At 59.9% G+C, this 23,906-nt stretch carries 17 protein-coding genes and 5 pseudogenes; 16 read left to right on the top strand and 6 right to left on the bottom strand.

What is annotated here, in order from left to right; all coding sequences use genetic code 11:
• Nucleotides 1-71 precede the first annotated feature (71 nt).
• Complete coding sequence (locus tag ACSZPK_RS10975) at nt 72-1,247, bottom strand: acetyl-CoA C-acyltransferase (protein ID WP_437881474.1); 1,176 nt, start codon at nt 1,245-1,247, stop codon at nt 72-74.
• Between the two features lie 165 nt (nt 1,248-1,412).
• On the opposite strand from ACSZPK_RS10975, the gene ACSZPK_RS10970 reads away from it, so the two are divergent.
• From ACSZPK_RS10970 to ACSZPK_RS10950, 5 genes and pseudogenes are all read left to right on the top strand, one after another.
• Nucleotides 1,413-3,095 carry a fatty acid--CoA ligase gene (locus tag ACSZPK_RS10970; protein ID WP_437881473.1) on the top strand — a complete coding sequence of 561 codons (1,683 nt, stop codon included), beginning with the start codon at nt 1,413-1,415 and terminating at the stop codon, nt 3,093-3,095.
• 193 nt (nt 3,096-3,288) lie between these two features.
• The gene (locus ACSZPK_RS10965) at nt 3,289-5,238 is read left to right on the top strand and encodes a DUF1302 domain-containing protein (RefSeq protein WP_437881472.1); all 1,950 of its coding nucleotides are present in this window, start codon (nt 3,289-3,291) and stop codon (nt 5,236-5,238) included.
• 21 nt (nt 5,239-5,259) lie between these two features.
• Nucleotides 5,260-6,627 carry a DUF1329 domain-containing protein gene (locus ACSZPK_RS10960; RefSeq protein ID WP_437881471.1) on the top strand — a complete coding sequence of 456 codons (1,368 nt, stop codon included), beginning with the start codon at nt 5,260-5,262 and terminating at the stop codon, nt 6,625-6,627.
• A 143-nt stretch (nt 6,628-6,770) separates the two neighbouring features.
• Nucleotides 6,771-9,500: a LuxR C-terminal-related transcriptional regulator gene (locus ACSZPK_RS10955; RefSeq protein WP_437881470.1), complete on the top strand. Its 2,730-nt coding sequence runs from the start codon at nt 6,771-6,773 to the stop codon at nt 9,498-9,500.
• A 131-nt stretch (nt 9,501-9,631) separates the two neighbouring features.
• Nucleotides 9,632-9,703: pseudogene (locus ACSZPK_RS10950) on the top strand (MBL fold metallo-hydrolase); the annotation flags it as partial.
• Nucleotides 9,704-10,004: 301 nt separating this feature from the next.
• Here the strand turns inward: ACSZPK_RS10950 and ACSZPK_RS10945 are convergent.
• Nucleotides 10,005-11,236, bottom strand: a pseudogene (locus tag ACSZPK_RS10945) (IS256 family transposase).
• A 78-nt stretch (nt 11,237-11,314) separates the two neighbouring features.
• Nucleotides 11,315-11,551, bottom strand: a pseudogene (locus tag ACSZPK_RS10940) (transposase); the annotation flags it as partial.
• Between the two features lie 95 nt (nt 11,552-11,646).
• Between ACSZPK_RS10940 and ACSZPK_RS10935 the strand changes: the two are divergent.
• A pseudogene (locus ACSZPK_RS10935) lies at nt 11,647-12,455 on the top strand (nucleotide sugar dehydrogenase); the annotation flags it as partial.
• Nucleotides 12,456-12,518: 63 nt separating this feature from the next.
• Nucleotides 12,519-12,938, top strand: a complete 420-nt coding sequence (locus ACSZPK_RS10930; RefSeq protein ID WP_437881580.1) for a UDP binding domain-containing protein — start codon at nt 12,519-12,521, stop codon at nt 12,936-12,938.
• Here the strand turns inward: ACSZPK_RS10930 and ACSZPK_RS10925 are convergent.
• The 3 genes from ACSZPK_RS10925 to ACSZPK_RS10915 form a co-directional block, all read right to left on the bottom strand.
• Nucleotides 12,920-13,729 (bottom strand): helix-turn-helix transcriptional regulator, encoded by an 810-nt coding sequence (locus ACSZPK_RS10925; RefSeq protein ID WP_437881579.1) that lies wholly within the window; start codon nt 13,727-13,729, stop codon nt 12,920-12,922. The two genes, ACSZPK_RS10930 and ACSZPK_RS10925, sit on opposite strands and share 19 nt — an antisense overlap.
• A gap of 217 nt (nt 13,730-13,946) precedes the next feature.
• Nucleotides 13,947-14,528, bottom strand: a complete 582-nt coding sequence (locus ACSZPK_RS10920) for an anthranilate synthase component II (protein WP_437881469.1) — start codon at nt 14,526-14,528, stop codon at nt 13,947-13,949.
• Nucleotides 14,525-15,994 (bottom strand): anthranilate synthase component I family protein, encoded by a 1,470-nt coding sequence (locus ACSZPK_RS10915; RefSeq protein ID WP_437881468.1) that lies wholly within the window; start codon nt 15,992-15,994, stop codon nt 14,525-14,527. Before ACSZPK_RS10915 ends, ACSZPK_RS10920 begins: the two co-directional genes overlap by 4 nt.
• 650 nt (nt 15,995-16,644) lie before the next feature.
• Here ACSZPK_RS10915 and ACSZPK_RS10910 point away from each other — a divergent pair.
• The 9 genes and pseudogenes from ACSZPK_RS10910 (at nt 16,645) to ACSZPK_RS10870 (ending at nt 23,495) form a co-directional block, all read left to right on the top strand.
• Nucleotides 16,645-17,997: a phenylacetate--CoA ligase family protein gene (locus ACSZPK_RS10910; RefSeq protein WP_437881467.1), complete on the top strand. Its 1,353-nt coding sequence runs from the start codon at nt 16,645-16,647 to the stop codon at nt 17,995-17,997.
• A gap of 8 nt (nt 17,998-18,005) precedes the next feature.
• Nucleotides 18,006-18,551, top strand: a complete 546-nt coding sequence (locus tag ACSZPK_RS10905) for an acetyltransferase (protein ID WP_437881466.1) — start codon at nt 18,006-18,008, stop codon at nt 18,549-18,551.
• Nucleotide 18,552: 1 nt separating this feature from the next.
• Complete coding sequence (locus ACSZPK_RS10900) at nt 18,553-19,236, top strand: iron-containing redox enzyme family protein (RefSeq protein WP_437881465.1); 684 nt, start codon at nt 18,553-18,555, stop codon at nt 19,234-19,236.
• 3 nt (nt 19,237-19,239) lie between these two features.
• The gene (locus ACSZPK_RS10895) at nt 19,240-19,851 is read left to right on the top strand and encodes a flavodoxin family protein (protein ID WP_437881464.1); all 612 of its coding nucleotides are present in this window, start codon (nt 19,240-19,242) and stop codon (nt 19,849-19,851) included.
• A 5-nt stretch (nt 19,852-19,856) separates the two neighbouring features.
• Nucleotides 19,857-20,765, top strand: a complete 909-nt coding sequence (locus ACSZPK_RS10890; RefSeq protein WP_437881463.1) for a DMT family transporter — start codon at nt 19,857-19,859, stop codon at nt 20,763-20,765.
• Between the two features lie 7 nt (nt 20,766-20,772).
• Entirely contained in the window at nt 20,773-21,657 is an 885-nt protein-coding gene (locus ACSZPK_RS10885; protein ID WP_437881462.1) for an alpha/beta fold hydrolase, read from the top strand.
• Nucleotides 21,644-22,222, top strand: a complete 579-nt coding sequence (locus ACSZPK_RS10880) for an acyl-homoserine-lactone synthase (RefSeq protein WP_437881578.1) — start codon at nt 21,644-21,646, stop codon at nt 22,220-22,222. Before ACSZPK_RS10885 ends, ACSZPK_RS10880 begins: the two co-directional genes overlap by 14 nt.
• A gap of 108 nt (nt 22,223-22,330) precedes the next feature.
• Nucleotides 22,331-22,624 (top strand): annotated as a pseudogene (locus ACSZPK_RS10875) (MBL fold metallo-hydrolase); the annotation flags it as partial.
• Between the two features lie 166 nt (nt 22,625-22,790).
• The gene (locus ACSZPK_RS10870; RefSeq protein WP_437881461.1) at nt 22,791-23,495 is read left to right on the top strand and encodes an OmpA family protein; all 705 of its coding nucleotides are present in this window, start codon (nt 22,791-22,793) and stop codon (nt 23,493-23,495) included.
• Nucleotides 23,496-23,906 lie beyond the last annotated feature (411 nt).

Here is a 23,906-nt window from a genome sequence, read left to right as displayed (position 1 = left end):
TGTATGTCGCGATAGCCGAGTGCTGGACAAGCGCTCGCTCTTGTCCAATGCCGACCTGCTGCGCGGGCGCTTCAGAGTAATTCGACAGCCACCGCCGTAGCCTCGCCGCCGCCGATGCACAGCGAGGCGATGCCGCGCTTGCCGCCTTTTCTCTGCAAGGCGTTGATCAGGGTGACGATCAGTCGCGAACCGGTCGAGCCCACCGGGTGGCCTTGGGCACAGGCGCCGCCGAAGACGTTGACCCTGGCGTGATCCAGGCCGTGTTCGCGCATCGCCAGCATGGTGACCATGGCGAAGGCCTCGTTGATTTCGAACAGGTCGACGTCTTCCTTGTGCCAGCCGGTCTTGCGTAGCAGGTTGCCGATGGCGCCAACCGGCGCAAGGGTGAATTCACCGGGCGCCTGGCTTTGGGTGGCATGGGCGACGATGCGCGCCAGGGGGGTAAGCCCGCGCCTGGTGGCTTCCCCTGCGCTCATCAGGACCAACGCACTGGCACCGTCGGAGATCGAGCTGGCGTTGGCGGCGGTGATGCTGCCGTCTTTCCGGAAGGCGGGCTTGAGACCAGGAATCTTCTCGATGTTGGCGTTGAATGGCTGCTCGTCATCCTTCACCACGATCTCGCCTTTACGTGTGCTGACCGTGACCGGGACGATCTCGCTGTCCAGGGAACCGTCCTGGATCGCGGCCTGGGCGCGGCGCAGCGACTCGATGGCATAGGCGTCCATTTCTTCGCGGGTGATGCCGTATTGGTCCGCTGTGTCCTGGGCGAACGAGCCCATCAGGCGGCCCGTGCGCGCGTCCTCCAGGCCGTCGAGAAACATGTGGTCCTTGATCTCGGCATGGCCCATGCGCAGCCCGGCGCGGGCTTTTTCCAGCACGTAGGGGGCGTTGGACATGCTTTCCATGCCACCCGCGACCATCACCTCGTTGCTGCCCGCCTTGAGCGCATCGAAGGCCTGCATCACCGCCTTCATGCCCGAGCCGCACAGCTTGTTTATCGTGGTGCAGCCGGTGGCGGCGGGCAGGCCGGCATTGAGCGATGCCTGGCGCGCAGGGCCTTGTTTGAGGCCTGCCGGCAGCACGCAACCCATGATCACTTCCTGCACGTCGCCAGGTTCGATGGCGGCCCGCCGGACTGCTTCGCGGATGGCGCTGGCGCCGAGCTCGACCGCGCTGAGGCTGGACAGGCTGCCCTGAAAACTACCCATGGGCGTGCGTGCGGCGCTGATGATGACGATATCGGACATGAGTCGTTCTCCTTATTGGTTTTGTACGTCAGTCGCCAACGATTCTACGACGTGACCGGATTCGACTGTTCGGTCACGTGCAAATCATTCTTTCGGATGATTTGCAGGCAGAGCCTGCCAACTAGATTGAAGTCCACCAGACCGCTCCAGGAAGGAAATCCCGATATGCTGCAGACCCGCATCCTCCCGCCTGCCGAACACGCCCATCAACCCCAACTGCTGATCAAGAGCCTGCTGCTGTCTGGCGCCCGCTATGAACGGACCCGGGAGATCGTCTACCGCGACCTGGTGCGCCATGACTACGTGACCTTCGGCCAGCGCGTCGCGCGGCTGGCCAACGTCCTGACCCAGGCTGGCGTCAAGGCTGGCGATACCGTGGCGGTGATGGACTGGGACAGCCATCGCTACCTCGAATGCATGTTCGCCGTGCCGATGATTGGCGCGGTGCTGCATACCATCAATATCCGCCTGTCCGCCGACCAGATCCTCTACACCATGAATCATGCCGACGACCGGCTGGTGCTGGTGAACAGCGAATTCCTGCCGCTGTACAACGCCATCCAGGCGCAACTGACCACGGTGGAGAAGACCCTGCTGCTCACCGATGGTGAGAGCAAGCAGGCCGATCTGCCCAATCTGCTCGGTGAATACGAGTCGTTGCTCGCCGAGGCCAGCCCGCACTATGACTTCCCCGATTTCGACGAGAACTCGGTCGCCACCACGTTCTACACCACCGGCACCACCGGTAACCCCAAGGGCGTGTATTTCACCCATCGCCAACTGGTGCTGCACAGTCTGGTCGAGGCTTCCGTTCTGGGGGGGCTGGACAGCGTGCGCCTGCTCGGCACCGATGACGTGTACATGCCGATCACACCGATGTTCCACGTGCACGCATGGGGTATCCCCTATGCGGCGACCATGATGGGCATCAAGCAGGTCTATCCCGGTCGCTACGATCCCGAACTGCTGGTCAGGCTATGGCAGACCGAGAAGGTCACGTTTTCTCACTGCGTACCGACCATCCTGCAGATGCTGCTCAATGCCAAGCAGGGCCAGGACGTGGATTTCGCCGGCTGGAAGATCATCATCGGCGGCAGCGCGCTCAACCGCTCGCTGTACGAGGCGGCGAAGGCCCGCGGCATCCAGCTCACCGCGGCCTACGGCATGTCGGAAACCTGCCCGCTGATTTCCTGCGCGCACATGAACGAGGAACTCAAGGCGGGCAGCGAGGATGAGCGCATCACCTATCGCATCAAGGCCGGCGTGCCGGTGCCGCTGGTCGAGGCGGCGATAGTCGACCCGGATGGCAATTTCCTGCCAGCCGACGGCGAGACCCTGGGCGAGTTGGTGTTGCGTGCGCCCTGGCTGACGCAGGGGTATTTCCGCGAACCGGACAAAGGCGCCGAGCTTTGGCAGGGCGGCTGGCTGCATACCGGCGACGTCGCCACCCTGGACGACTTCGGTTTCGTCGATATTCGCGACCGTATCAAGGACGTGATCAAGACCGGCGGCGAATGGTTGTCCTCGCTCGACCTGGAAGACCTCATCAGCCGACACGGAGCGGTGCGCGAGGTGGCGGTGGTCGGCATCCCGGACCCGCAATGGGGCGAGCGTCCGTTCGCGCTGCTGGTGATTCATCAAGACCAGTCCCTGGATGCCAAGGACTTGAAGGAGCACCTCAAGCCTTTCATCGAGCAGGGGCTGATCAACAAATGGGCGATCCCCGGACAGATCGCCCTTGTTACCGATATTCCCAAGACCAGTGTGGGCAAGCTGGACAAGAAGCGCATTCGCGCCGATATCCAGCAATGGCAAGCATCGGGCAGCACTTTCCTGTCTACGCTGTAGTCACCCGAGGTGAATTTTCGACTCGTGCATGCCTGCCGCATGAAGTGGTGACCGGTCAGGAAAAACCTGACTGGCCGGTCTAGACAGCTTGCCGGGCTGCAAATCACACTTTCGGGGGATCAAGCGGTTTCAAGCCTCTGGCTATAGTCGGTTCATCCATAACAAAAAACACAGGGAACAGGGAGTAGCGTCGATGACAACAATCAGACCGTTCTGGCGTCTGGCCAAACTGCCTTTGGCCGTCAGCCTGGCTTCAACTCTTGTCACTCCGGCATTCGCCGTCACCTTCAACATCGGTGAGATCGAGGGGCAGTTCGACTCCTCCCTGTCCGTGGGCGCCAGTTGGTCCATGGCATCGCCGGACAAAGACCTCATCGGCAAGAACAACGGTGGCGACGGCCTGTCGCAGACCTCCGACGATGGCCACCGGAATTTCAAGAAGGGTGAGACCTTCTCGAAGATTTTCAAGGGTGTCCACGACCTCGAGCTGAAGTATGGGGACACCGGTGTGTTCGTGCGTGGCAAGTACTGGTACGACTTCGAACTGAAGGATGAAGGCCGCGAGTTCAAGGACATCAGCGACAGCAACCGCAAGGAAGGAGCCAAGTCCTCTGGCGCGCAGATCCTCGATGCCTTCGTCTATCACAACTACTCGATCGGCGATCAGCCCGGCAGCGTGCGCCTGGGCAAGCAGGTGGTGAGCTGGGGCGAGAGCACCTTCATCCTCAACTCCATCAACTCGATCAACCCACTGGACGTGGCCGCGTTTCGTCGTCCGGGCTCCGAGGTGAAGGAAGGCCTGATCCCGGTCAACATGTTCTACGTGTCGCAGAGCCTGACCGAGAACCTGTCGGCCGAGGCGTTCTATCAACTGGAGTGGGATCAGACGGTGGTGGATAACTGCGGGACGTTCTTCTCGCAGGCGGATATCGCGGCGGATGGCTGTACCGGGAACCTGGCGGTCTTATCGCCGACGCTCGGGCAATTCTCGGGGGTGGCGACATCCATGGGCTATGGCTATCAGACGACCTCCGAAGGGGTGGTCGTACCGAGAGGTGGAGACCGGGACGCGCGTGACAGTGGCCAATGGGGCGCGGCCTTGCGCTACTTGTTCGAACCGCTCGACACGGAGTTCGGCGCGTATTTCATGAACTACCACAGCCGCGCGCCCATCTTCAGCGCCCAAGGCGCCCCGGCTGGTGCCTACGCCACGGCCGGTTCGTTCGGCTCCGCGATCGGCGGTGCCGTCGCAACACAACTGACCGCCCGTTGCGCCGCTCTGCCCGCTGGCAGCCAGGCCGCGTGTTACGCTGCCATACCCGCTGCCGCCGCTACCGCAGGAAGTGGTGCCGCGAGTGCCATGGTCGCAGGCAACAGCCGCTATTTCATGGAGTATCCCGAGGACATTCAACTCTATGGCCTGAGCTTCTCTACAACGCTGCCAACCGGCACAGCCTGGAGCGGAGAGCTTAGCTATCGACCCAACGCCCCGGTACAACTGAACACCACCGATATCCTCTACTCCGGGCTCACGCCGCTGAACTCATCGGTATCAGTGCTTCAAGGCGTGCCCGGGCAGGACCAGCATGGCTATCGCCGTAAGGAAATAACCCAATTCCAGACCACCCTCACGCACTTCTTCGACCAAGTCATGGGCGCCTCTCGCTTGACCTTGATTGGCGAGGTTGGAGTCACTCATGTCGGAGGACTTGAAAGCACCGATAAGGTTCGCTATGGCCGGGACCCCGTCTATGGCCCGGGACCATTGCCCAACAATACCTGCACAACCTTGAATGCCGGCACCCTGGGAAGTACGAGTGCCGAGAACGTCAGCAAATACTGTGAAAACGACGGATTCGTCACCAGCACCTCCTGGGGCTACCGTGCCCGCGCCATCTGGGAGTACAACGACGTCTTCGCCGGGGTCAACCTCAAGCCCAGCGTGGCCTGGTCCCATGACGTGCATGGCTATGGTCCCAACGGGCTGTTCAACGAGGGGGCCAAGGCCGTCAGCCTGGGGCTCGATGCCGACTACCAGAACACCTACACCGCGAGCCTGGCATACACCGACTTCTTCGGTGGCAAGTACAACACCCTGGTCGATCGTGACTTCCTGTCGCTCAGCTTCGGCATGAACTTCTAAAGAATAAGGATGAATACGCAGATGAAAGCGCAGAAAGCTTTATTGCAATCCGGTCTGCTGGCGTTATCCCTGATTGCCAGCAGCGTCATGGCGGCCGTATCCGCCGGCGATGCGGCCAAGCTCGGCACCACGCTGACCCCCGTCGGCGCGGAGAAGGCGGGTAACGCCGACGGTTCGATCCCGGCCTGGAACGGCGGCCTGCCGACCAACGCCGGGGCCTCGGATGATCGTGGTTTCCTGGCCGATCCGTTCGCCAACGAAAAACCGCTGTTCACCATCACCGCGCAGAACGTCGAGCAGTACAAGGACAAGCTGAGCCCCGGCCAGTTGGCGATGTTCAAGCGCTACCCGCAGACCTTCAGGATCCCGGTCTACCCGTCGCACCGTACGGCGACCTTGCCCAATGGCGTGCTGGCGGATATCAAGGCCAACGCCACCACTGCCAGGCTGGTCCAGGGCGGCAACGGCCTGGAGAACTTCAAGACGGCGATCCCGTTTCCGATTCCGCAGAATGGCCTGGAAGTGATCTGGAACCACATCACCCGCTACCGTGGCGGCAGCGCCAAGCGCCTGGTGGTGCAGGTCACGCCGCAGACCAATGGCTCCTACAGCCCGGTGTACCTGCAGGATGAGTTCGCCTTCCCGAGCAGCCTGAGCGACTACGATCCGGGCAAGCAGGGCAACATCCTCTTCTACTTCAAGCAACGGGTGACCGCGCCCTCGCGCCTGGCCGGCAACGTGCTGCTGGTGCACGAGACCCTGGATCAGGTCAAGGAACCGCGCCTGGCCTGGATCTACAACGCCGGTCAGCGCCGTGTACGCCGTGCGCCGCAGGTCTCCTACGACGGTCCGGGTACCGCCGCCGACGGCCTGCGTACCTCCGACAACCTGGACATGTACAACGGCGCGCCGGATCGCTACGACTGGCAACTGGTCGGCAAGCAGGAGATGTACATCCCGTACAACGCCTACGCACTCGACTCGCCGAAGCTCAAGTACGACGACATCGTCAAGGCTGGCCACATCAACCAGGACCTCACCCGCTACGAACTGCACCGCGTGTGGCACGTGACCGCGACCCTGAAGTCCAGCGAGCGGCATATCTACGCCAAGCGCGACTTCTTCATCGATGAGGACACCTGGCAAGCCGCGGTGATCGATCACTATGACGGTCGTGGCCAGCTGTGGCGCGTGGCCGAGGCCCACGCCCAGTACTACTACGACAAGCAGGTGCCCTGGTACACCGTGGAAACCCTGTACGACATCATCTCCGGTCGCTACCTGGCGCTGGGCATGAAGAACCAGGAAAAGCGCGCGTACGAATTCGGCCTCAAGTACTCCACTGCCGATTTCACCCCGGCGGCGTTGCGCCAGGCGGGGGTGCGCTGATCGGATCGCGCCAGGCGCCAGAGAACACGAAAGAGGCCGGCGGCAAAGCCGGCTTTTTTCGTTTCTGGAAGTGAACGGGCTTCAATTGCGTCGAACAAGGGAATAGGCTGCTGGCATCCAGCCAGTTCGGCGACCCGACCTCCGTGACCGATTCGTCCCGTTCTTCCCCTGCCATCGAGCCAGCCAGCCTGCGGGACGGTCGCTTTTTCCGTCCCCCCTTGCCGGCGGGCTATGTGCGCAGGCCGCGCCTGTGCGAACGTCTGGCCGGCGGAGTCCATGGTCGGCTGCTGCTGTTCAGCGCGCCGGCCGGATTTGGCAAGAGCTCTCTGGCCATCGAGTTCTGCGAACGTTTGCCGGCGCCCTGGCAGAGCCTGTGGATCAGCCTGAGCCGGCGCGACAGTGATCCCGGACGTTTTCTCGAGCGTCTGCTGCTGGGCCTACGCCAGCATTTTCCCGGGCTCGGCGAAGAGTCGTTGAGCATCCTGAAGATGCGCCAACGCCATCAGCCGTTTGCCTTCGAACAGTGGCTCGATGGTTTTCTCGATGAGTTGGCCGAGCGAGCCGACGCGGCCTCGCCATTGCTATTGGTGCTGGACGATTACCACCTGGCCCAAGGCGCGGTGCTCGATAGCTGCCTGCAGTTTTTCCTCAACCATCTGCCCGCTGGCATGCTGCTGCTGGTCACCAGCCGCCAGCGCCCGGACTGGCATCTGGCGCGGCTGCGCCTGTCCCGGCAGTTGCTCGAACTGACCGAGCAGGACCTGCGCCTGACCGATGAGGAAACCCAGGCCTTGCTGGCCAGCCAAGGTAGCGAGTTGCAGGGCGAGGCGTTGCAGGAACTGTTGCAGCGCAGCGAGGGCTGGGTGGCGGGGCTGCGCCTGTGGCTGCTGGCTGGCGATGAGGCGAGCAAGCTGGACCTGCATGGCGCCCGTGGCCTGGTTCGCGACTACCTGCTGGAGGAGGTGATCGAGCGCCTTTCGCCGCAGGTACAGACGTTTCTCTATGACACCGCTCGCCTGGAGCGCTTCTGCGTCGAACTGTGCGATGCGCTGCGCGACAGTCACGATAGCGCGGCGATCATCCAGCACCTACAGGCCGACCAGGTGTTCCTGGTGCCGCTGGACGAGCACGGCCGCTGGTTCCGTTACCACCACCTGTTCTCCGACCTGCTGCGGGCCAGTCCCGAATCGCTGATGTCGGCGCCCGAAGCCAGCCTGCACCTGCGTGCCTGCCGCTGGTTCAATGCCCAGGGATTGCTCGACGAAGCCGTGGAGCAGGCCTTGCGTGCCGGCCAACCGGACGTGGCAGCCAATCTGGTGCAGTGTTTTTCCGAAGAGCACCTGCTCGCCGAACAGAACGTGGCGATGTTGCTGCGCTGGAAGATGGACCTGCCCGACAGCCTGCTCAGCAGTACGCCACGGCTGATCGCCCTGTACAGCTGGGCGCTGGCCCTGGCTTGCCAACTGGATGCGGCACAGGAACTGGCCGACCACCTGACACGCTTCCTGCCGGCGCGCAGTGCCGAGGAGCAACGCTCGCTGGTCTCCCAGTGGCTGGCCGTCAACGGGGTGATCGCCCGTGGTCGTGGCGATGGCGAACGGGCGCGACGCTTCTGTAGCGATGCGTTGCAGGCGTTGCCTGAAGAGCGTTTCGGACCCCGGCTGATGTGCCTGTCGACCTTGTCCAACCTGGCCGTGGTACGTGGCGAGTTGTTGCAGGCACGCAGCCTCAATCGCGAAGCGCTCGAACTCGCGCAGCGCCAGGGCAACCCGCTGTTCGAAGGGCTCTGTCACTACGACCGTGGGCGCGTGCTGCTGGCCCGCGGCGAAGTGCTCAGGGCCCTGGCCGAGGTGCAGCAGGGCAGCGAGTGCCTGCGCCACCTGCCGTCTTCACGGCCCTATGCGGCGCGTGCCCGGTTGGCACTGTACGAGGGGTTCGTGCTGGCGCTGCGCATGCGTCCGGGCGAGGCCCATGAGCGTCTCCTCGCCGGTATTGCCGAGGCGCGGGCCTGTCGCGATATCAGCCTGTTGGTCGGTTATTGCCTGATGGCCAGCCAGTACGGTCGCCGCGCCCTGTTCGCCGAGGCGTTTGCGCAATTGGCGGAGGCCGAGCGGCTGATGCATATCTGGGACGTGCCACCGGTCTATTACCTGGCGATGATCACCCTGACCAAATGCGAATTGTGGTTGACCCAGGGCCAGACCGATCTGGCTCAAGCCTGGCTGCTGCGCCTGGCCGAAACCTACACGGGGGAGGGCGCGGCGGCCGCGCCGGAGTTTCATCCACAGCTATCGCTGCACATCGAGATCCACCGCGCCTCCCTGGAGCGTTGGCAAGGCCTGACGGCCGAAGCCGAGCGCCGCCTGCGTGGGCTGATCGTTCGTGCCCAGGCATGCGAAGGACTGCTGATCGGCGCCTTCGCCCAGGTACAATTGACGTTGCTGCTGCTGGCCGATGGTCGTGAACGTGAAGCTCAGCAGCAATTCCAGGCCAGCCTGGCGATGGCCGAGGGTGGTTGCCTGCTGGCTTTCCATGAGTTGCTCTCGCATCGACCCGAATGGCTGCGAGAGCAACTCAACGTGCTGCCGCGCACCTCGCTCACCGAAGCCCTGCGCCTGCAATTGCCGGGAGGGCGTGATGCACAAGCCTTGCCGATGGTCGATCCCAACGGCTCGAACGAAATGCTCAGTACCCGTGAGCTGGCGGTTCTACGGCTGATTGCCCAGGGCTGTTCGAATCAGGAAATCAGCGACCAGTTGTTCATCTCCCTGCACACGGTCAAAACCCACGCTCGCCATATCAATGGCAAGCTCGGCGTCGAACGCCGCACCCAGGCCGTGGCCAGGGCCAAGCGCCTGGGCTTGCTGGACTAGCCCGGCAATAAGCCGCAAGACGGGTGCCTGCCACTCCACGCTACAAGTAAGAGCCTGGAGCGGCACGAGCCGCTTGGACAGCGCCTGGCGCGGATGACAGAATTTTGCTCCCGTCACCTTGAGGAGCCGCCATGGCAGCCGATCAACCCAGCCTGATCCGCGAAACCTTCCCCGTCGGCCCCTTGCAGTGCAACTGCACGCTGAATGTAGTCGTCATGTGAGAGTGGTGTGAATATCTATGACCTCCCTAAGTTTGTAGCATGTCTGAAATTTCGAGTTGTCCATATGGACAATGGATGCTCATTTGTCCATTACATGGTGGTTTTTTTAGGTGTAGAAGCTCAGACTTGATCTGACCGTTACCGGATTCGCGGCCGTGACTGTCAGATCAAATTCAGTTGATCATTTTGGCCTGTCAGACTTTCTTTCCGTCCTCAAATGTCTCGGCCAGCGTACGGCTACAGCACATTTTTCCTTGGTGAGTCCGTTCATCATTGTAGTGGCTCATCCACTGGTGAGGGTGTGCAGAATTTTGTGTAACAGGGAGTGCAGCCATCCTTCGTAGCTGATCGTAAAGCGCGTCAGCGCCGCCTTCCAGTCGCGAATCGGCATCGTCCATTTCTTGCTGATGTTGCAGGTAGAAGAGTTTCAGCAGCGCCTCGTCGCTGGGGGAATGAGCCCCGGTTCTTGGTGATCTTACGCAGGCTCATGTTCACCGACTCGATGGCGTTGGTGGTGTAGATGATCTTGCGGATCTCCGGTGGGAAGTCGAAGAAGGGCGTGATCCGTACCTAGTTACGTCGCCAGGACTGACCAATCGGCAGGTAGTCGTCCCACTTGGCATCGAATTCGCCGAGGTGCAGTTCGGCCTTGTCGGCTGTGCTGGACTGGTAAATCCGCTTCAGATCGGCTACCACCTCGGCCCGCCGCTTCCACGACACGTAGTTCAGGCTATGCCTGACCATGTGCACGATGCACAACTGCACGCTGGTCTGTGGGAACACCGCCTCGATGGCCTCGGGGAAGCCCTTCAGGCCTCCACGCAGGCGACGAAGATATCTTGCACGCCGCGATTACGCAGTTCGGTCACCACCTGCAACCAGAACTTGGCGCCCTTGGTCTGGGCGATCCACAGGCTGAGAATTTCCTTCTCGCCGGCCAGGTTGATGCCCAGCGTCAGGTACACCGCCTTCACGTACCTTGTGTGAATGCAGTCGAGGTAGACGATGGGGTAGACCGTATCGAGCGGGCGGGACTGCCAGGCCTTCACTTCATCGGCTACGGCATCGGTCACCGAGGAAATCAGGTTGGGCGACACCTCGGCACCGTACATCTCCTGCAAGTGCGCCTGGATCTCGCGCACCGTCATGCCGCGGGCATACAGCGAGAGGAGCTTGTCGTCGAAGCCTGCCCCAGCGGGTCTGGTGCTTCTCGACGATCTGCGGATCGAAGGTGCCATGCCGATCACGCGGCACCTCGATGGGCAGCTCCCCGAACTCGCCCTTGAGCTTCTTGCTACTGAAGCCGTTGCGCGTATTGCCAACCGGGTTGCTAACTGGCTGATGCCTGTCGTGACCCAGGTGGTGGGTCAGCTCCGCATCCAGTGCGCGCTCGACCAGCTTCTTGGTCAGTTGCTTGAGGATGCCGTCAGCACCGATCAGATCTTCAGGTTTCTGGTAGTTGGCCAGGAGCTGATCCAGCAGTTCTTCCGGGATGGGGTGTTTCGATTGCGTCATGGTGTCTCCAGTTCGGAGCGACAGTGTCGCTCATGAGCCGGTTACACAAAAATTCGGACACACTCACCCGGGACGGTTCAGCACTTTGAAGATCTTGAACCATTTGCCGGCTGCAGACCATGCATTGAAGCGTTTATAGACCTTATTCCAGTTCCCGAACGCCTTGGGCAGGTCTCTCCAAGGGCATCCCGTGCGCATGCGGTACAGCATGCCCTCCACGGTCATTCGTAGATCACGCTTGTTGTAGATGGGCCTTGTGCGCAGAACTTCCCGCAGCTTCGACCAATGTTCATCTCTGAGCAGTAATCGGGGTATTACAAGCTCGTATTGATGTTGTGTAAAAACTACAACGATACGAGCTTGCTTTTATAGATCAAAGAGTTAGGGCGAAACGGCAACAGACCCTAAGGATGGACACGACTTTGGGTACCGTAGCGGTTGTGGGGTTGGGTTACGTCGGGTTGCCACTGGCAGTAGAGTTCGGCAGGCACCTGCCCACTATCGGGTTCGATATCTGCCGACGCAGCATCGAGCAGTACCGGGATGCGATCGACCCCGTCGGGGAGCTGACTGCCCAGCAGATGCAACAGGCTACTCACCTTGTCTACACCGATGACGCTGCGGCGCTGAGAGAAGCTGACATTATCGTTGTTGCGGTTCCGACACCGGTCGACGCGGCCAATCAGCCCGACCTGTCGCCGTTGTTGAAAGCCAGCGAGACGGTGGCAACGCATATGAAGCGTGGCACCTTGATAATCTTCGAGTCCACGGTCTATCCCGGTGCGACCGAAGAACGCTGCATCCGGGTATTGAAAACAGGGGCCGGCCTGCGCTGGAAAGAAGATTTCAACGTCGGCTACTCGCCTGAGCGGATCACCCCCGGTGACCGTACGCACACCCTCTGCGAGGTAGTCAAGGTGGTCTCGGCAGACACTCCGCAAAGCCTTGCCACCTTGGCTGATTTGTATGAGCTGATCATTTGCCCCGGCGTGCATCGGGCTCCTTCAATCAAAGTGGCCGAGGCAGCCAAGGTGATCGAAAATACCCAGCGTGACTTGAATATTGCGCTGATGAACGAGCTATCGGTAATTTTTTCCGAACTCAAGATCGACACGTGCCAAGTGCTCGAGGCTGCCAACACCAAGTGGAACTCCCTGGATTTCAAACCGCGCCTGGTGGGGGGCACTGTATTGGCGTAGACCCCTATTATCTGACGTACAAGGCCGAGTCACATGGCTATCACCCACAGGTTATTCTGGCCGGGCGGCGCATCAATCATGGCATGGGAAAATGGATCGTCGGAAAAACCATCAAACAGATGATTGCCTCCAACCGTGTCGTTAAGGGCGCAACGGTGAACATGCTGGGCTTTACCTTCAAGGAAAACTGCGCCGATGTACGCAACTCCAAGGTCAATGACATCGTTGTCGAGCTTTGCGTCTATGGTGTCAAGGTGCATGTTCACGACCCATTGGCCGATCCGGCGACGGTTGCCAGACATTACGGGCTCGACCTGACTGCCTGGGAGCGATTGCCTGCTGCCGATGCAATGATCGTCGCGGTGCTTCATCAGGCTTATCGCAGTAAAACCATGGCCGCGATGCATGAAAAGCTGTTACCCGGTGCTTGCGTGGTCGATGTCAAGTCGGTGTTGGACCGCAACGAATACGAGGCACGGGGCTATTATTTCTGGCGGTTGTAACCGGCCTGGCCGTCCACCGCTGCAATCAACCCGGAGGCGGCGGCTGTACCGACCGCCTGTTGCCGGCTGACCGAGCCGAGTTTGTGTCGGGCATTGAGCAAATGAAAGTCGATGGTTCGCTCGGAGCAGGTAAGGATGTGGCTGATTTCCCAACTGGTCTTGCCGGCGCTGGCCCAGTACAGGCATTCCATTTCCTTGGGCGTCAGGTCCTGGCGTACCGGAGTACCGGCATGCAGTTGGTGGCGCATGCCGGCCAGCAGGTAAGGTACGAGCATGAACAACTGGCTAACTGCCGGGTTGGAGAAGTCTGGTTGTTTCGCGGCCTGGCTGTCGTCGAATGCCACGCTCAAGGTGCCTCTGAACAGTTCGTAGCGCAGCGGTATGCTCATGCCGCTGCGAAGCCCGAATTGCTCACGCTGTTCCCAGAAGTGCCGCGAGCGACCGCGTGCCCGACGATGTTCGGCTGCCCAAAAAATCGGTACCAGTTCCCGGCGGCAATGCTTGAGGATAGGGTCGATCTCGATGAGCCCATCACTGCAGTACTGTTCCAGCCATTGTCTGGGAAAGGTGGTGATGACGCCATTCAAGGGGTTTGTGTCCAGCGGGCGAGCAGGACCTAGACTGATCAGGTAGCTGGCGAACCCCAGTTTGCGCAGTATCTTTTTCAGCAAGCGCTCCCAGTCACAGCGGTTGGTATCCTTGGCAAGGCTCATGAAGGTGGTTAGGGTAATTAATGATGCAGAAATCTCGGCCTGCCTGCAGGCAGAAACCGATACGTTGTGTTTATCCATAAACATTTCGCTCACGTTGATACCGCATTGGTCCGGCTCCCACATGGACATCGCCAACCCCGGGGCGTGCCCTGCACCTGTGGGAAACTCCATGGTTTGGTAGGCCGGTATCGGCCTCTGCACAAACCATGGAGCAAGTCGCGTCTTGCTGGGCGTGGCTAAAGCCTTGTCCTCCAGGCCAAAGGCACTAGGACTCTTCCCTATCCCGTTTGGACGGTCAGCTCAGGTACTGCCTGATGAAGCTGCGAAACACGTCTAGGCCGTTTTCCGTGAGGATGCTCTCCGGGTGATACTGAACGCCTTCCATTGGCTGCGTGCGATGACGGATGCCCATGATGTAGCCATCGTCGGTGGACCTTGAAGTCACTTCCAGGCACTCGGGCATGCCTTGGTCTGCGATCATCAGTGAGTGATAGCGTGTTGCCTTAATCGAGCGACCATTGGTATGGGAGTAGACCCCTTTGCCATCGTTTTCTATCTCACTCACCTTGCCGTGCATTACGTGCGCAGCGCGGCAGACCTGGGCGCCGAACGCCAGCCCCAGGGCTTGATGGCCGAGGCAGACACCGAGTAGCGGCAGGCGACCCTGAAAATGCCGAATGAGTTCGATGTAGCCGGCATCCGCCGGGTGCCCAGGGCCAGGGCCCAGTACGCAGAAGTCTGGCGCGAAAGCCTCGATCCGTTGGATGAGGTCGGGCTGGTCATGGCGCTCGACTCGGGTTTCCAGGCCAAGCTGTTCAAGGTACTGGCTGATGATGAAGACAAAGCTGTCGTAGGCATCGATCAAAAATACTTTCACAGTGCAATCTCCTCGCCGGTCACTGCGCGATAAACAGAGCCCATCTTATAAAGTGTTTCCTTCCACTCCATTTCGGGCGTCGAGTCGGCTACCACACCTGCGGATGCACGCAGGTGGTAGGTACCTTGGTCATGCACGGTTGAGCGAATGCACAGTGCTGTGTTTACGCTGCCATCGAAGCCGATCAAGCCAAGCGCGCCTGCATAGATACCCCTGCGGTTGCTTTCCATGGCTTCGATCAACTCCATCGCCCGGACCTTGGGAGCGCCAGACATGGTCCCTGCCGGGAATGATGCCTTGATCACATCGTAAGCATCCAGGCCAGGGCGCAGCAGTCCGCGAACATTCGAAACCATGTGGTACAGGTGCGAATATTCTTCCACCAGCATGAATTCATCGACTTCCAGCGAACCTGCCTGGCATACCCGGCCAATGTCGTTGCGGCACAAGTCGATGAGCATCAGGTGTTCTGCACGTTCCTTTTCCGAGCGCGTGAGCTCCAGGACCAGTTCGGTCGGTTCGACCCCTGGTTTCTTGCCCACCGTCCCGGCGATGGGGCGCATTTCGATCAGATCGTCCTTGATCCTGACGAACAGCTCGGGGCTGGCGCCGATCAGGTCGATCCCGCCGACATGCGCCAGGTACATGTAGGGCGATGGATTGCGCATGCGTAGACTCTTGTAGACATCGAACGGAGTGACCTGTGAACGAATGCGGATCTCGTGACCCAGCTGGATCTGGTACACGTCCCCGACACGTATGTGTTCCATGGCCACCTCAACCCGCTGGCTGAACTGTTCGGGAGTGACCGTGCGGGTTTCCTCGAACACCTTTGGGTAAAGGGGCTGTTCCTCTGAACTGACAGGTGCAGGGGCTTGCAGGAACGAATAATCCTCCAGTCTGCGTGCATGCCACAGGGGGTGGTTATTGATCAGGGTTTCGACCATGCCATTGCTATGGAAGTAGACCAGTGTCTGGTAAACCGACAAGGCGATTAGCGGATAGTCATGGGTCTGTTCGGCCAGATCTGGCAGGAGTTCGATCAACCGTACGCTGTCGTACGAGAAGTAGCCGAAGTAGGAGAGGCTGTGAGGCGCGTTCGGGCAAGGTTGAAATAGGCTCTGGATGTGGCGCAGCAAATCCCAGGCGGCTTCGTGGTCCTGCAATTCGATCTGTAAGTCAGGGCCGATATTCATGCCGTGCCGGCGTAGGCAGCCGTACAGGTGTTCGCAGAGTTCAGGCTGACCGCGAAGGCGTGCGTGCCGTTCATCGATACAGACTTCAAATATCGGCTCTAGGCCAATGATGGTGGCGCGTCGGTCACGGCTGGGGCCGGAGAGGGACTCGAGAATGAACACAGATTCACGACCGAGTTTTGCAAGTGCATGCGCATAGATGCTAAGTGCATCGGTAGAGCGACGTTCTTCATGGCGAAGAATATCCACGCGGAGTTTATTAACGTTCACGGTAAATACCATTTTTCAGGGTGCAGCGGTTTAGGCGTTTTCAATGGAAAACACCAGGAGATATAAAGTGCCGGGGCACTTTATATAGGTTTGAAAGTTATATTCTTAATACCGAGCGGCCGCCGTCGCTGCCACGCGCCGCGCAGCCGAAACAGGCGTGCGGACGAATAGCCGGCAGGGCTTGAGGGTGGTTGCCCGGGTTCGGAAGAGAAAGATCAGGAGGCGGCTGTCAGACAGCTAGCACTGGTCTTCGCTGTATTAGCGACGCCAGGTATTGCTTTTGAAGATGGCTAGAACAGCGCGAGAGCAGCTAATAGGGTAGCTGTGCGAGGAGCGGATAGCAGAAAGGTGATAGTACATGTTTTGACATCCCAGTCTTGGCTAAGCACTACGGTGGAAGACCAAAGTTCATTGAAACTACCAGCGTGTTCGGAAAGTGTCAACCGGTGTGCCATTGATAGTCGCTGGTGCGAAAAATTACCGAGAATTAATAGTTGGCGCAATGAATAAGCGCGATTAGGCATGGCACCGTGCCGTAGCAAGGTTAAGGCTCGCGCGCAACTGCACAATACCGCAGCTGGGTAACTGCAAATGCAGCCACTAACGTATCGGTCGCTGAGTTGCAGTCCCCCTCGACCGGAGCACCTGAGATGCAAGAACAACTGGACACATTCAAGAAACGATACGACCCGATCCACCACGGCTACTGGACGGATACTCTGACCGACGCCGCTTTGGCCGAATGGTACCAACAGCAACTGCGTGAAGTGGTCGAGCACGTCAAGTGTAATTCGTCTTTTTACGCTCGGCACCTAGCCCAGGTCGATGCCTGCAACCTGACCCTGGAAGGGTTGACCGCCTTGCCATTCACTACCAAGGATGATTTGCGCGAAGCGGGCTTCGATATCCTCTCAGGCCCACTTGAAGATGCGATTTTCTACTACGAGACCACCGGTACCACCGGCCCGGCAACACCGTGCCCGCGGGATCGGAAAGAAAGCCATGCCAGCAACCGCCAGTTGGCCATGGCCTACCAGGCAGTGGTGGAAAAGCACTTCCCCGCTGAGAAGACCGTGGTTGGCATCATGGGGCCGACCGAAGTCCACTCCTTTGGCGACACCTTGGGTGATGTCTGCACCCAACTCGACTTGTGTAACGCCAAGCTCTGGCCGCATTCGCCGGTCATCGGCTGGCCCAAGGCATTGCAGTTGCTGAAGGATCTGCGCATCGGTGTGCTGGCTTCGGCGCCTGGCCTGTTGCTGGCCATGGCCAAGGAAGCCGAGCGGCAGGGGTTCAACCCGCGTGAAGACTTCAGCCTGCGTGCCTTCATGATGAGTGGCGAACTGTGCACGCCGGCGCTGAAGAACAACCTTTTCAGTCTGTGGGGGGCGGAAGCCTACAACAGCCTGTACGGCTCGCAGGAAGCGATGATCATCGCGGCTTGCAACGCCAACGACCAACTGGTGCCGCATCGTCTGAACTACCTCATCGAGGTGCTGGATCCTGTCACTGGCCAAAGCCTGGGGGCAACCGGTGAAGGTGAACTGTGTGTGACCATGTTGATACCGGGCAGCAAACCGCTCATTCGCTACCGCACCGGCGACCTCGTATCGATTCAGGCACGTCCAGGCTACCCGCAGGCTATGCGCCACGTCATCAAGGTGGTCGGGCGTGTCAAGGATGCAGTGCAACTGAATGATCGTGCGTTTTCCGCGGCGCAGATCGAGCAGGCATTGCTCGAAGGGGTCGAGCAGTGCCTGGGCTACCAGATCGTCCTCAGCCGTGCGAATGATCGCGATACAGTCATCGCCAAGCTTGAAATGTCGCGCTTTTTCGAGGGCGACCGTGGGCGTCTGGTGCTGCTTATCAAAGAGCGACTGCGCGAGCGCCTGGGGGTTGATGCCACGGTCATGGTCGTCGATGACCTGGCTGAGCACGTGAACCTGGGCAGTTGGTTCAGCTGGAAAGAAGCCCGGATCGTTGATCAGCGCAAAGGGCAGTGAGTGCAGCCATGGGCCTGTCCGTACGTGTGATCGACTCCGCCAGCGAGCTGTTCGAAGCCGTCAGGCATCTTCGCGTGCTCTATCTGGGGGAAAACCCTGCGCAAGAAGACGATTACGAGCGCCGCGAAGCGTTACGCGATGCGATGTCCTACCACCTGGTGTACCTGGATGACGGTCATGTGGTCGGCACGCTGCGCGTTACCCCGTTGGGTCACGGCCTGAGTTTTGCCGAGCGGGCGGTTGATGTGCATGCGCATTTTCCGATGCCTACCGACACCTTCGACGCCAATCGACTGGTGCTGGACGAGCGCTACCGCGGCGGTCGCCATCTGCGGATGTTTCTATTGCACGCGGCGATCTGGCTGAAGGCCAACACCCATCTGCGATTCATCTCGGCGCTCTGCCGTGGGCCGCTGGCTGCGCTCTACGTCGGGCTCGGCGGGCGAGTGCTTGCAGATGACGTCACCTGGGCGACCGAGCAGGCCGAGCGCCGCTACAGCCTTGTTTATCTAGAACTCGAACATGTTTACCACACCGTCAAAGGAGGCAATTGAAATGCAAGCATTCTTCAAGGAACTCGACGCCATCGTCGAAGCGGGCTGGGCCCAGATCAAGCAAGGTGAATACTGGAAGTTCAGCTTGGCCAATGCCACGCCGCCAGCGCTTTACCAGCAGGTGATGCTGCAGGTGTACCACTACACCCGCTACAACTCGGTAAACCAGGCTGCCTGTGCGTTCAGCGCCGACCCGGAGCACACGACCTTGCTCCGTTTCGTCTACAAGCACGCGCTGGAAGAGTTGGGCCACGAACGCATGGTGCTGCGTGATCTTGAGGCTATCGGCCTGTTGCCACAGCAAATGCCAGCGCCGTTGGCCCCCACCCAGGCACTGATCGCTTTTCTCAATGACGTGGCGATCCGCAAGGGGCCGATTGCCCGGTTGGGCTACAGCTACTGGGCGGAGGATGTCTATGAACATATCCAGCCGGTGCTCGACCGCTTCCGCAATGACTTGAACCTCAAGGACGAACAAATGACCTTCTTCGTCGCGCATTCGACCATCGACGAGAAGCATTCCGAAGAAGTTCGCCTGGCCATGGAGCGTGCAGTGAAGACCGAGGGAGACCGTCGCCAGATCAAAGAGGTCGCTCGTGTCACCTTGTGGTTGACCGGGCAGTTGCTAGAAGAGGCGCTGCGCGCCTATCTGGCGAGCGAGGACAGCATGAGGGAGGCTTGCTGAGTGATGAAACTGGCCATCATAGTCGGGTCAAGCCGGCCTTGTGGTGTCAGTGCGCGGGTGGTGGCGCTAGTGCGCCGCCATTTGGGCGAGGAGGTCGAGGTCGAAGAAATCTGGCTCAAGGATTACCGCATCGATTACTGCGATGCCGATAACGCTTGTTCCATCGAGGATTGCGCCGTACCCGATGATGTCCAGCAACTGGTGGCGCGGCTGGACCGGGCGGATGCATTGCTCTACGTGCCGGTCATGCATGCCTATGGCCTCAATAGCCGCTTCCAGGCGTTTCTCGAGCGAGTGGGATATGGCTTCATGCGCCCTCGTCAACGCCCATTGCGTGACAAGCTTGCTGCCATTGCTGTGGTCGGACGTCGCTATGGTCATACGGCAGTGTTTTCACAGGTCGTGCTCAACGTATTGCTGAACAAAATGATCTTGGTTGGCTCGGGGTTTCCACCTTGTTTCCAGACCCAGCTTGCACATGACCCGGAAGCCGAAAAGGCGCTTTGCGAAACCCTTGACCGGCTTGTTGAACACCATCGCAGGCTCAACGCTTCCTGGCACCCGCAGGACAGGGTACCAGGCGTTGTACGGCCGATACAATTCTCGAAGGGATAATCGCCATGTCATTGAAAGACTCCATGCTTGCCTTGCTGGTCGCCTTCCTCTGGGGCGCGCAAGTCACCGCGGTCAAAATCGGCGGTGCCGAGTTGCCACCGATCCTCATGGTCGCCATGCGTTACGCCATCATGGCCCTGTTTCTTGTTCCGTTTCTGCGACGTTGCAAGCGAACGCAAATGGTGCCGATGACAGTGATCGCCACAGTGACGGGCACATTGCATTTTGGTCTGCTTTACTGCGGCATCGCCCGTGTCGATGCATCGACTTCAGCGATCATCTATCAACTGGCCACGCCATTCACCTTGATTCTGGCCTGTCTCCTGCTCGGCGAGGCCCTCAAGATAAAAGTGGTTGCCGGTATTGCCTTGGCATTCTGCGGGGTACTGGTGCTGCTCGCTAATGATGCCGCCACGGCCACGCTGACCGGCATGTTGCTAGTGGCGTTGGCAGCATTGGCTTTTGCCACCGGGTCGGTATTGACCAAGAGTATGGGACCATTGGACCCGTTGGCGCTCAGCGCCTGGACTGCGGTCGTCGCGGCGCCGCAGTTGCTGGTTTGGTCACTGGTCCAGGAAAGGTGGCAGTGGTCCATGGTGACCAATGCCAGCACTCAGGCTTGGTTGGCCATGGTCTACACAGCGCTCAGTGGTGGCTTGCTGGGGTTTGGCCTGTGGTTCTGGCTGCTGGGACGCAATAGCATGCAACAGCTAACCCCGTACCTACTGCTGGTACCGGTCTTTGCCATCGCCGTTAGCCAGGCGCTGCTTGCCGAGGGACTGGACACACGTCTGTTACTTGGGGCCGTGCTAACTCTGCTGGGGGTTGCGCTCTGCCAGTTGCGTCTGCCAACGCGCAACCTCCTGGCGGCCACAAGCAGCATGGAGCGGGAGGCGGTCGATGAACGTCGTTGATCGCTTGTTGCTGACCGCCCTGCGCAACCTCAATCGCTGGCGCTTTGCGCTGAAACCAAAGCGCCACGGCCACCTGGCCTACCTGGAAAGTGCTTGCCAGGAAAGCCCGAGCCTGGTGTGGCTGCATGGCCTTGGGTCCAGCAAGGATCAATGGGGCCTAGAGGTGTATCAGCTTGCCCGCAAGCACCGTTGCCTATTCATCGATTTGCCAGGACATGGCGAGTCCACTTGCCTGGCCCGTCAGAGCCTTGGTCCGCAGGCAATGCTGGCTGAGATTGAAACCTTGCTTGATCAGCTCTCTGCACGCCCGATTGTGTTGATTGGCAGTTCGTTGGGCGGTTGCGTGGCAGCGCTTTATGCCGCCAGGAAACCGGAGCGGGTCGAGCGTCTGGTACTCCTGGCGCCGGCCGGGCTGGGCGAAGCAGTGTTGGGCCCGGTGTTCCAGGCCAGCCTGCGGGACGGTCAGGACGGTAGCTTTGGCTACCGTTCGGTCGAAGAGATGCAGTGCTTCTGGCGCTTGTTGTTCGTACGGCCTCCCCAGGTCACTGGCCGGCTTGCTAGGGCTCTGGCCGCCAGCGGCCGTGACCGCTACGCAACCCTCCAGAAAGTTGTAGCCGATACACGGCACGAAGGGCTGGATGTGCTGGTCAGACAGTTACCGAGCATCGTATGCAAGACACTGGTGATCTGGGGCAGTGACGACCAGGTGTTTTCCATCGCTGTGCTGGCGCTTCTGTTACGTGTATTACCCAATGCCAGCAGCCAGGTTATTGAGGGTACAGGCCATGTACCTTATCTGGAACGCGGCAGCGAGGTGGTAGAGGCCATCACGCGTTTCATGGGCGGAGCATCCGTGCTGGAGACCAGCCTTGCTCGAAGTGATCGTGGGTAACCGTGTGCAGATGTGCCCCGCAGTGTTTTTGGCTCTGACACGATACCGTTATGAGGTGTTCGTCGAGCAGATGGGGTGGGCCTTGCCCTGTGCCAAAGGAGAGGAGCTGGACCAGTTCGATCAGCCAGACACTGTCTACGTGCTTACAAGGGATGCCAGTAGGGAAATTGTAGGATGCGCGCGGCTGATTCCAACTGACCGCCCGTTCTTGCTGGGCGAAGTGTTCCCGCAGTTGATGGGGGCCACGCCACTGCCATCTTCCAAGCAGGTCTGGGAGCTATCGCGCTTTTCAAGCCGCCGCTCGTTGGACTATCGCATGAAGTCGGCCCAGGGCTGGCATGACACTACGTGGCTCATGCGTAACGTCATTAGTGTGGTACACACGCTGGGGAGGCGCCTTATCGCGCTCAGTGCGTCCGGCAATGAATGCTTGCTCAGGCGCATGGGGGGCAGCACCCAGAGAATTGCCCAGCCGCAGCTGGTGGATGATCTGCCTGTGGTGCAGTTCTGGATCGACATCGGCAGGTGCTCCTGCGTACTGTCTGCACAACGGCGGTCATGCTGAAAGTTACTGTAACTACTACGAACGACTATGCCCAGCAAATCATTAATCAATATCGACAAGGGCATGCGGTCCCTATTATAGCCGTAGGGATGGTAAGCGAAGGGACCGATATCCCTCGTCTTCAGGTGTAATTGTACAGTAGACCACTACAGTCATATGTGGATTGTGATCGGCAGCTCTCTTAGCAAGAAAGCCATCGTCGTCGATCCCGGTGGCGAGCCGGAGATGATCGTTGCCCGCCTGCAGGCCCATGGGCTGATCCTGGTCAGCATCATTCATACCCACGCGCACCTGGATCATTTCCTGGCTTCCGGCCGGCTCAAGGAACTGACCGGGGCCACGCTGCATGTGCATCGGCAGGACCAATTCCTCTGGGACAACCTGGAGATGCAATGCCGCCTGGGGGACGAGATGCGCGAGAATCCGTTCGTTCGGGCGTGACGGAATCTTCGTCGTCGCATCCGCTCTAAACCAGGGCCTGTTGACGCCTCGTCGCGGCCATGACGAAACGTCGACAGACCCCAGGCCAGCCAAGCAGGCTGGCTTCACGTTTTCCGGGAGTCCTTTCATGAGTCAATCACGTCTGATCCTCGCGGCTGCAGTCATTGCGCTGGTGACAGGCTGTGCGTCGCCGAACCCATACGACAACCAGGGGCAGGAGCAGGCTCCGCGCCAGGGCATGAGCAAAACGGCTAAATACGGCGGCCTGGGGGCCTTGGCCGGTGCGGCTGCCGGTGCCGCCATCGACCATAACAACCGTGGCAAGGGCGCCCTGATCGGCGCTGCGGTAGTCGGTGCCGCCAGCGCCGGCTATGGCTATTACGTCGACCGCCAGGAGGCCGAACTGCGGCGCAGCATGGAAGGCACCGGTGTGCAGGTCGAACGGCAGGGGGACAACATCCAACTGATCATGCCCGGCAACATTACCTTCGCCACCGATTCGTCGGACATCGCCAGCAACTTCTACACGCCGCTGAACAACCTGGCGAATTCATTCAAGCAGTTCAACCAGAACAGCATCGAAATCCTCGGCCATACCGACAGCACCGGTAGCCGTGCGCACAACATGGACCTGTCGCAGCGTCGTGCGCAGAGTGTGGCCAACTACCTTCTCGCCCAGGGTATCGATGGCTCCCGTGTTTCCACCGCGGGGCTCGGTCCGGATCGGCCTATCGCCAGCAACGCCGATCAGGCAGGACGCTCGCAGAACCGGCGGGTCGAGATCAACCTCAAACCGCTACCCCAGGTACAACAGCCGACCCAGCAGTACTGAAGCCCTGAAGCCCTGAAGCCTTGAAGCCCCGCACCGCTCGGGGCTTCTTTTTCACCGCTTGTCGTGCAAGTGCGGTGTTTCCGAAAGCTGACTAGACTCCTGTGGACGGTTCCCGTGACCGGCATGAAAACCGCAGAGTGCATGGACGATATTGCCTTTTCACTGCCTGTCGGGCGGTTTTGCGATGGTCATTCTCGTGCCATCGGTAACAGATTTGTTGTCTGGCCGCGCGGTGTTCTTCAGGGACCACTGCGGACTGAGCGATCAACCCGTGACAGGGGCAAGGCCCCACTGTTCATCCACGACGAATTCGTGTGTTCGGCCGGTATGTCATCACGTTCTGGCTACGCTCTGGCAGCGTCGACGGTGAGGGCGGTTGGCACCTGGTTCAGGTCGCGGCAGGTGTTCAGT

The organism is Pseudomonas sp. LRF_L74, from assembly GCF_965644255.1.
Classification (GTDB): Bacteria; Pseudomonadota; Gammaproteobacteria; order Pseudomonadales; family Pseudomonadaceae; genus Aquipseudomonas.
The sequence above is the reverse complement of the archived record's forward strand: the minus strand, read 5'-3'. Positions and strand labels throughout refer to the sequence as shown.

What these genes read in the sequence shown, in the direction of transcription:
- ACSZPK_RS10925 (WP_437881579.1), bottom strand. Translation starts at nt 13,729, where the DNA reads ATGGATAAACACAACGTATCGGTTTCTGCCTGCAGGCAGGCCGAGATT.
- ACSZPK_RS10870 (WP_437881461.1), top strand. Translation starts at nt 22,791, where the DNA reads ATGAGTCAATCACGTCTGATCCTCGCGGCTGCAGTCATTGCGCTGGTG.
- ACSZPK_RS10960 (WP_437881471.1), top strand. Translation starts at nt 5,260, where the DNA reads ATGAAAGCGCAGAAAGCTTTATTGCAATCCGGTCTGCTGGCGTTATCC.
- ACSZPK_RS10965 (WP_437881472.1), top strand. Translation starts at nt 3,289, where the DNA reads ATGACAACAATCAGACCGTTCTGGCGTCTGGCCAAACTGCCTTTGGCC.
- ACSZPK_RS10905 (WP_437881466.1), top strand. Translation starts at nt 18,006, where the DNA reads ATGGGCCTGTCCGTACGTGTGATCGACTCCGCCAGCGAGCTGTTCGAA.
- ACSZPK_RS10910 (WP_437881467.1), top strand. Translation starts at nt 16,645, where the DNA reads ATGCAAGAACAACTGGACACATTCAAGAAACGATACGACCCGATCCAC.
- ACSZPK_RS10970 (WP_437881473.1), top strand. Translation starts at nt 1,413, where the DNA reads ATGCTGCAGACCCGCATCCTCCCGCCTGCCGAACACGCCCATCAACCC.
- ACSZPK_RS10895 (WP_437881464.1), top strand. Translation starts at nt 19,240, where the DNA reads ATGAAACTGGCCATCATAGTCGGGTCAAGCCGGCCTTGTGGTGTCAGT.
- ACSZPK_RS10890 (WP_437881463.1), top strand. Translation starts at nt 19,857, where the DNA reads ATGTCATTGAAAGACTCCATGCTTGCCTTGCTGGTCGCCTTCCTCTGG.
- ACSZPK_RS10975 (WP_437881474.1), bottom strand. Translation starts at nt 1,247, where the DNA reads ATGTCCGATATCGTCATCATCAGCGCCGCACGCACGCCCATGGGTAGT.
- ACSZPK_RS10900 (WP_437881465.1), top strand. Translation starts at nt 18,553, where the DNA reads ATGCAAGCATTCTTCAAGGAACTCGACGCCATCGTCGAAGCGGGCTGG.
- ACSZPK_RS10930 (WP_437881580.1), top strand. Translation starts at nt 12,519, where the DNA reads ATGGGAAAATGGATCGTCGGAAAAACCATCAAACAGATGATTGCCTCC.